The sequence below is a fragment of the Oligoflexus tunisiensis genome (assembly GCF_001748245.1).
Lineage (GTDB): Bacteria > Bdellovibrionota_B > Oligoflexia > Oligoflexales > Oligoflexaceae > Oligoflexus > Oligoflexus tunisiensis.
Window position 1 is genome coordinate 3,272,325 of record NZ_BDFO01000001.1, and the last position, 8,174, is coordinate 3,280,498.

The window sequence follows — 8,174 nt, forward strand, 5'->3', positions numbered from 1 at the left end:
ATTCCAGACCGGGCTCTTCCCTTGAAGAGCCTTGCCCTCAGGTCCGCGCCAGCAATTCATCCATCCTGCGAATCAACAGCACAAAACTTTCCGAACGTTCATCCGCCAGCTCATGCAGAAAGACGAAGACCGGCTCCAGGGGAGGCGTGGCACGCTTCAGCTGGAAATAGTAGTCGGCGATGGCCAGCGTCGTATGCTTGTCCGTTTCAAAGGTCGCGAGATCGACAATGGCCAGAGACGGATGCCAGGGCTTGTTGCCGAGCAGCATCAGGTCGACCTTGCGTTTGGGATTTCCCACGACAACGCTGACCTGGGCCTGATCGAGGAGAGCCTGGTACTTGTCCCGGTATTTTTTGGTGAGGACCTGGCTGAGCATGGCGCGCATCAGTTCCCCGCTGGACCGCTTCCAGGGCACATGCTCCACTCCGGGTCGGCGCTGGCGCGGCTCATATTCCGCAGCGGACTGCCGGGTTTTCTGATTCTGGTATACATTCCACAGGTAATCGACGATGGTGGCCGAGTCCTGCTTCAGGCTGTCAAAGCTTGCATGCAGATAATGATAGGCCCGCATCTTGGGACGACTCATGAGAACGTTCAGCTCCCCGCGCCGTTTATCAGGTTCATCGCCCTGACGGAAGGCTCGCATGTTCCCGCGATTGATATCCCAAAGATAAAAGATGAAGTTCCGTTCCTTCCCCTGCAGCGCGGCACCGGCTCCATCCAGAACGTCCTTGCCGCGATTCATTTTCGCCAGGAACTGCGGCTTTTTCTCTTTGATATAGGGTTCATTCTTCAAAAGGAAATAGCAGATCGCCACTTCGGTTTCGATATTGATAGGACGGCCCAGCTCCTTTTCAATCTTCTTGATGGTGCTGGCAATATAGTCAAAGAAGCGATCGATCAGATCCGTTTCAATATCCTTGAATTTGCCGCTGGTCGGCTTGGTGTGCGAGGTGGCGTCCTTTTCACTATAATCCACCACGACGGCTGGCGGCATGTCGCGCCGGGCCCACTGCATGATCTTGAGCTGTGAATCGTAAACATACTTGTTCGAGTAGTCGATGATCTGGGGCGGACAACGGAAGTGTTCATCCAGCATGACCTCGGCCTGCTTGATGGATTTCACGAGGCCGAAGATATGCGAACCGCCGCCTTTCATGCCACGGGCCTGCGTCTGGCGCAGATGATCCTCCAGGTTGAAGGCCTGGAACAGAAAGTCATCCACGGGTGAATTCTTGTCCAGTACGGTCTGCCTGTCATCACCCACGACCATGATCTTGCGCGCGCGGTAGAGCAGGGGAATGGCATCATCCACTCGACACTGACCGGCCTCGTCGATAATAACCAGATCGAACAGCTGTTCCTTGGCCGGGAACAGGAAGGATACAGCCTGTTTGCGGCAGACCCAGACCGGGAAAGCCTGCACCAAAGCCTTCTGCAAATCCTGCAGGAGGACGACGCCCACGCCGTGTTCTATGGAAGAACATTCCTTCAGACCCTGCAGCAAGGTTTCGATGCTGGTCCAGGCGCTGGTCGCATGTTTTGCATCGCTGGCCCGACCGGCCTCGACGATGTGGCTCATGCGAAGCAGGAACAGCTCCTTGACGAAGCGGTCGCGGGTATCCTGCAGCTCCCGCATCCTTTGCAGATGCGTTTGAACCGAGGTGAGCTGATCCTCCAGGATGAGCTGCGAGAAAATACCGGTTTCAAGCGCAAGAGACGGCGTGCCGGCCTTTTCCGGATGCATCGTCTCATGCATGCTCTGCATCTGCCGACAAACGCGCTCGCTGTCCGGAGCCTTGCGCAGAGCTTCGAGCAGAATTCTTTGATGATCGAGGAACTGCCAGAGATCCTGCCACAGAGCACGGCAGGGGTGTCTGACGACACTCCAGAGTCGACGGGCCAGGGCCAGCACGGGCCATTCCTGCTCCGGGAACTCAGCACGCCATTGATCCCAGATGATTCGGGCAATGATGGAATCCTCATGTTCGAAAAGAATGTGTTCCAGGCCTTCCTCATTGCGCGGTTTTTTCTGAAGCAGTTCCTCCACGAGGCGCAAGGCATCCTGATTTCTTTGGATATCCTGCTCGAGGGCCTTGCCATCAAAGGCAAAGAACTCATAGCAGCGCAGGAAGGTTTCATCGGCAAGTCGCGCGCGATCGATGATGAAATCGCGGATGATCTGAGTGTTCTGCGTATACTTTTGAGTGGGTGACTTTTTCTCGTGACGTCCGGCGCCGGCGAAGTCGAGGAATGCGATGAAATCGCGGATATCCTCTTGCGTCGTTGGATGCGCGTATTTGGGAGCCACAAGGCGCCTATGGGCGGCCGGGGTCAGCTGCTCCTGCATGCGCTGATGAATTTCGCTGAGCACGGCGTGCATCGCGTGGTCAACGGCAGCGATTTCATTTTGAATGGTGGCCTCTTCCTTGTCCGCATGGATATCGCGGCTGTTGTCGAGGGCCAGACATTCGGTCAACGCGGTCATCCACTGCTGCAGCGATTGGGAACCTTCCGGCACGCGATCCACGACCTTTACCGCCTGGCGGAAGAGGGTGAGATAGCTGCGCGACAGGGCGGATTCGCGGTCATGGCCCAGAAGGAATTCCCGGAGCTTTTCATCGAGGGCATGAATCGCCGCCTTCTGGTCACTGACCACCAGCAGGCGTTGCCCGGTGTTGATGCAGTGGATCAGAAGGTTCATGATCGCAAAGGTTTTCCCAGTGCCGGGAGGGCCTTCGAGCAGGACGATATCGTTTTGATTGAGCTTATGAAAGAGTTCCCGGGTGGACTGCGGCAGCGCGCCGGGACAGTAGATGCTTTGATAGAACGGCCTCGAGTCCTGCTGTCCCAGGATCTTCAGTTCCGGGGTTAAAAAGCGGCCGAGCAGGGAGCGGTAGAAACGCTCGGGGTATTCATCCGCGACGCTCTGAATGCGGTCGATATCGGCTTCCAGGGCCTGCAAAAGAGGTGAGGCTGCCAGCGAGGATTTATAGAGGGCGACGGAATCCAAATCGCATTCAATGCCGATCAATTTCAAACCGCCGAGGATCCCGCCTTTGCCGTTTTCGCCCGGCAGACCCAGCAGGATATCGCGCGTGCGCTGGAAGACGTCCTCCAACACCGGCAGCTGGCGATGAATGGTGATCTCGAGCATGCGGCCACGAATTTCGATTTTCTGTGAGGTCAGGGTTTGAAAAAACTGTTCGAGGGGATCCATCCCGCTCGCATTCTCGGTGCTGAAACTTTCGACCAGCGAGGTCAGCGCCAGGTGATTGAGATAGATCTCGGGCCGGCGCGTGGGATGGATGTGAATCAGACGTCCGGATTCCTCAACCGTGACTTTCATGTAGTAGAGAGGAAACCGAAAGGTCTTCATTTTCCCTTCGGTTTTGAAGATGGCGTCGATCATCTCAAAGCCGAGAAAGAGCTCGGCATTCCGATCCTGCAGAAAGGATTCGCGCAGGAAGGTGGCATCCTCGGTGGTCAGCTCACAGTCAAAGGGCAGCCGGCTGAGCGATTTGATATCGGATCCGCTGAGGGGCAGGGGAAAGGTCTTCGCATTGGCCTTGGCCCCGCGTTTGGTTTGATCATCAGCGGCCCGCAGCAGTTTTTCCGGTTCGGCGCTGCCCCCGCTTTGAAAGAGGGTGGCGTAGTCGACCGTATAGGATTTTTCGCCATCCTTCTGGCCCAGTTTTGGCTTGAATTTACCGGCCTGATTTTTTTTGGCATCGGCACTGGAACCCAGCGGCTGGACCAGCTCCAACGTGCCGTCCTTGTCTCCACTGAGATCCGGACGCTTTTCCCCGGCCTTGGAACGCATGAGCGGCACATATTCGTCGATCTGGGAAAGCACATCACGGCGCAGGGCGAGCTGGCTGGTGATGCTTTCGCTGCCGGCGGTAAAGGAAAACTGAAAGAGCTTATGGTAACGAACGAGGCGCTCAAAGACCTCGCTGGTGTGTTTCAGACTGGGATGATAGAAGATGCGGGCGAGGCCGGCAAAGGCCTCGATGGGCACCGTCAGGAAACCCGAGGATCCCTGCATTTTGATGCCGTCCTGAATGATGATCTTCTTCGTATCTCCGATGGCGGGGCGGAACTTGTAAACTTCCTTGTCACGGAAGTAGAGGGATTTTTCCACATCCTGCGGGACCTGGGAGCTTTCGAATTCCAGCTGAAAGAACAGAAAGGCCGCACGGAAGCGATCAAAAAGTTCGCGCGGGATGATCAGCCTTTCGTTTTTGCTCTTGTTGTCGAGAATGTAAACTTCCGAGCCCTCGGGCAGAGGCACGCGGGTCAGAAGGAAATTGAAGTCCTTGCTCAAGCGGAAACTCAAGCCGCTGTCTGCATCCCGTTTGGTGATTCGATTCAATACTGCCAAGATCTTATCCTCACCCGTTGGCTTACTTGATCAGCAGGGAAACCCTTCGGTTCAAAGCCCGCGCGGCCTCCAGATCGTCATCCTGGATGCCGCTCACCTCTTGAATGGGCCTTGTATCCGCGTATCCGACTATGCGCAGACGGCTCCCATCGAAACCCTCCTCCAAAAGCACATTGATCACACTGCTGGCCCGACGACCGCTGAGCGACCAGTTGTTTTCGAGGTTCGGTATGCCATCGATTTTAAAAATACGATGCATGGGGGCATCGTCCGTGTGCCCTTCCACATCAATGGTATAGGAGGTGCTTTTAATGATATTCAGTATCGGCATCAGAGGATCAATGGCATTGTCCTTGAGTTTGGCACTGCCGGAATCAAAGAGGGCGCCCGTGTCAAGGTCAAGCCGCACGCCATCCTCGGCCAGGTGAACCTTCACCCCCGGGATGCCGGGCTGTCCTTCAACGATTTCCTTGAGCTGACTCGCGAGTTCCACCAACGTGCCTTTGGTCGAGCCGGTGAAGCCGGCCTTGATTTTCTCGAAGGAGCCTTTATCGATCTTGCTCATCGAGATCAACATCAGGAAAAAGACCAGCAGGAGGACCATCAGGTCGCTCAAACCGATATAGAAGGCGGTTGTGGAGTTTTCCTCCGCGCCGCTATTCAATTCCTGCAGCTTCAAGCGTTCTCTCCTCACGTTTGAGCAGAATGCCGATCTTGCTCAGAATCTGCTGATGCACATCCAGATAAATCATATTGTGATGTTCCAGGCGGCCGGCCAGCGGGGTGAAGACCAGCGAGCTGAGTCCGGCGCCATAGGCTGTGGTCATCAGAGCCAGCGACATGGAATTGCCGATGTTGCTGGGATCGCTGAGCGTTTTCAAAACCCCGATCAGACCCATGACGGTTCCGAAGAGACCGAAGGCCGGGGCGATCATAACGCCCTTGCGCAGCACTTCGACCGCGATCTTGCGCGCCAGGTACTGATCCGCCACGCGGGAGGTGACGAACTCATCGATTTCCTCGAACAGCAGCCCCTGATGATGCATGAAAACGATGTCGTTGAGCAGTTCGCCGTCAATGGCCAGGCCCTCCCGCAAATCAGCCAGCTGGGACTGATTGAGGATGGCGTCATCCAGTTCCTTGACGATATTCATGACAGGTTTTTCGGGAGTGCCGAGAAAGGATTTGCTGACCAGCACCACCGACGAAAGCATGCTGCGCAGATCAAACTGGAAGATGAGACTGGCCAGCGTTCCGCCCAGTACGATCATGAAGCTATGGAAATCGAAGTAGGACGAGCTCTTGTTATGCTGGGCCATCGAATAGAGCACGGCGACAATGCCCGCAAGGCTCAGAATCAGCGCCGCGGGGTCAAAGCGCTTTTGGGTGGTCTGCATATACTTTTTGAAGGAGAGTCCATCCATAAGTTTTAGTCCTTTCCATCAAAGTTGGGCAAGGCGTCCGGATCTGATTTGCGTTCCATTTCGAGCTGAAACGTGGTCTGTTTTTCCTGCACGATGTGGGTCCAATAGCCTGTGCTCTGATCCACCACGAGGCTGAGCTTGACCAGAACTCCATCCATGCTGGAGAGGATGACCTTTGATCCCCGCCGGAGCCGGGTGAAGACCTCGGCCTCCTGAGGGTTCTTGACTGTCCAGATATGGATTTGACGCTGGCTGTCGCGCAGTTTGCAGCTGTCGCCCTCGACGTGCAGGACCTCGGCCATATCCTTTTGAAATTCAACACCCGGGTTTTCATAGAAATAGGCGTCGATGATCTGATCGTCCTTGATATTCAAGAAGCAGGGATCACCGATTTTGGGCATGGTCTGCAGAAAGAATATCGGCAGCACATAGCTCGTCCGTCCGGCTTTCAGCGTGATGGTACGCTCCTGCAGGCTGATCTCGCGCACGAGCACGGGTTTCAGCTGCGGAGGGATGATATTGTTGGATTCCAGAGCCTTGGTCACATGCGCCTGGGATTTCATGGCATGAGCCAGCTGCTCGGTGAGCCGGGCGATATTGGCCTGAAGCCGCGCGTTTTCATTCTGCAGACGCTCCAGATCGCGCTTCATCTGCTCACGGGTTTGCTTTTTGTTGCCGGCCTCGTCCTGTTCGCCGGCTCGCAGGCGGGCGATATCGAGTTCATAGGCCTCGATTTCCGCATAGAATTTTTTAAGGAGGAAACCCACCTTGTTTTTGGATGGAAGCTGAAAGCTGATGCAGGGAATAAAGCTGCGGGCGGAGAGAAGGTCGCCGCTCGACCGTTCGTTGGCCCGAATGCGCACACTGTGGACCATGGTATCAAAGCAGGACAGCAGGTTTTCAAAGTTCGCGGCATAACCATTGGCTTCCAGAACCGCGAGTACCACTTCCAAGGGCTGACGAAAATGCACCCGGTCGACGGTGACCGTGAAGGTGTCGCTTTCCTCGTCCAGGGCGGTGTAACTGAGATCAGGCGCATAGCCGGCCTTGGAAAGGTCAGCCTGATCGCTTTCCAGTATCAACTGCTCTGTGGTTTTTTTTGCGCCAAAGGCCAAGGCCATCATCCTTCCCTGGTTGATCTGAGTGCCTATCGGAGGATGGGCCTCAACCTTTACCAAAAAGGCATGACATTCCCGAGGTTTGGATTCAGGCGGGCGGGATCATGGAGATCGCGGTCGAAATTTTTATTCGAACCAAATGGAGTGGCGGCTTCCGTTTGCAAGACTGCGGGAATAAAATGAATTGCGGAAGAAGTTTGGAAAGGAACGCTATGCTGGCGCAAAAGTTGAAGTGGATCCGTCTGGCCCAGACCCAATTTCAAATGATCGCCAGTGATCAGGCAGGCAGCCTGGGCGAGCAGCTGGCGATGGGGCAGCTCAAGCGGGTCATGAAGAAACTGGGCGGCAGGGCTCGGGTGTTCCCTTCGCTAAGGGTTCCGAAGCATCGCGGCAACGGCAAGTTCGAGATCGATCTTCTGCTGGTCAGTGAACGGGGCCTTCTGGCGATTGAAGTGAAACACTGGGGTGGCCGTCTTTCCAGGCAGAAAGGAAAGTGGCTCCAGGAGCGTGGGCCGGAGAAAAAAACTCTGACCGATCCGGTGCCATTGAATGCGGAGAAAGTCGCCTCCTTGCAGCGCTGGCTGATCGCGCGGAAGATTGTGCTGCCACCGCAAAGCATCCATTCCGTGGTGCTCCTGACCAATCCCCAGGTGAATGTGAGTCCCGAGCTGAAGGAATGTGTGGAGCTGGTGGATACGGCTGCCTTCGAGGCCTTTGCGCTGGCGCGTTGTGGGCAGGCGCGGCGTGGATTCTGGCAGAAAAAACCCGAGGCTCCTTTTGATTTTGCTGCCCTGGTTCGGGAGCTGGAACAGCTGCCGACCTGGGACCGCCTGGTCCTGCATGGGGGACAGGTCGTTCCTGGTGATCTCGAATATATGGCGGTGCCCGAGGTCAAGGCATCGGCCCTGCAACGCAAGTATTTATGTCACGCACGGGTGAGGATCTGCCGCAGGGTCTTTCCGGGAATTTTTCTGAAGGCTCGTCTGCAGGTCACGGATTGGTCGGGGCAGCGGCGGGTTTATCCCCTGCACCCCGAGGCGAAGCTGGTCTTCCGTCCTGCGGGGCAGAATGAAAGGACTGAGGTGGCCTGGCTGCATGTGGAATCGCTGCAGCTTGGCTGGAAGGATCAGTCCTATTACAACGAACGCTATTGACGGTCGTATAAAGAAAGATGCTGCGTTGGTCGGTCGCCTGCGCTACTCATTGGCCTGAAGCCAACTCCGCTGCTCGCCTCTCTCCCGCCTTGTC

General features: G+C 55.9%; 5 protein-coding genes. 1 reads left to right on the forward strand and 4 read right to left on the reverse strand.

Annotated features, from left to right (window positions below; translation table 11 throughout):
• Positions 1–37 precede the first annotated feature (37 nt).
• From OLTU_RS13735 to OLTU_RS13750, 4 genes are read right to left on the reverse strand one after another with little or no spacing between them, the layout of a single operon-like run.
• A complete protein-coding gene (locus OLTU_RS13735; RefSeq protein ID WP_141733337.1) occupies positions 38–4,384 on the reverse strand; it encodes an AAA domain-containing protein in 4,347 nt (1,448 codons plus the stop codon).
• A gap of 22 nt (positions 4,385–4,406) precedes the next feature.
• Entirely contained in the window at positions 4,407–5,063 is a 657-nt protein-coding gene (locus tag OLTU_RS13740) for an OmpA/MotB family protein (RefSeq protein ID WP_141733338.1), read from the reverse strand.
• On the reverse strand, positions 5,041–5,808 hold the full coding sequence (locus OLTU_RS13745; protein WP_141733339.1) for a MotA/TolQ/ExbB proton channel family protein: 768 nt from the start codon (positions 5,806–5,808) through the stop codon (positions 5,041–5,043). Before OLTU_RS13745 ends, OLTU_RS13740 begins: the two co-directional genes overlap by 23 nt.
• Positions 5,809–5,813: 5 nt before the next feature.
• Complete coding sequence (locus OLTU_RS13750; RefSeq protein ID WP_141733340.1) at positions 5,814–6,923, reverse strand: hypothetical protein; 1,110 nt, start codon at positions 6,921–6,923, stop codon at positions 5,814–5,816.
• Positions 6,924–7,138: 215 nt separating this feature from the next.
• On the opposite strand from OLTU_RS13750, the gene OLTU_RS13755 reads away from it, so the two are divergent.
• Complete coding sequence (locus OLTU_RS13755) at positions 7,139–8,080, forward strand: nuclease-related domain-containing protein (protein ID WP_176736606.1); 942 nt, start codon at positions 7,139–7,141, stop codon at positions 8,078–8,080.
• Positions 8,081–8,174 lie beyond the last annotated feature (94 nt).

Bases quoted from the DNA above. Each gene is read 5' to 3' on its own strand.
- OLTU_RS13745 (WP_141733339.1), bottom strand. From the start codon at position 5,808: ATGGATGGACTCTCCTTCAAAAAGTATATGCAGACCACCCAAAAGCGC.
- OLTU_RS13755 (WP_176736606.1), top strand. From the start codon at position 7,139: ATGCTGGCGCAAAAGTTGAAGTGGATCCGTCTGGCCCAGACCCAATTT.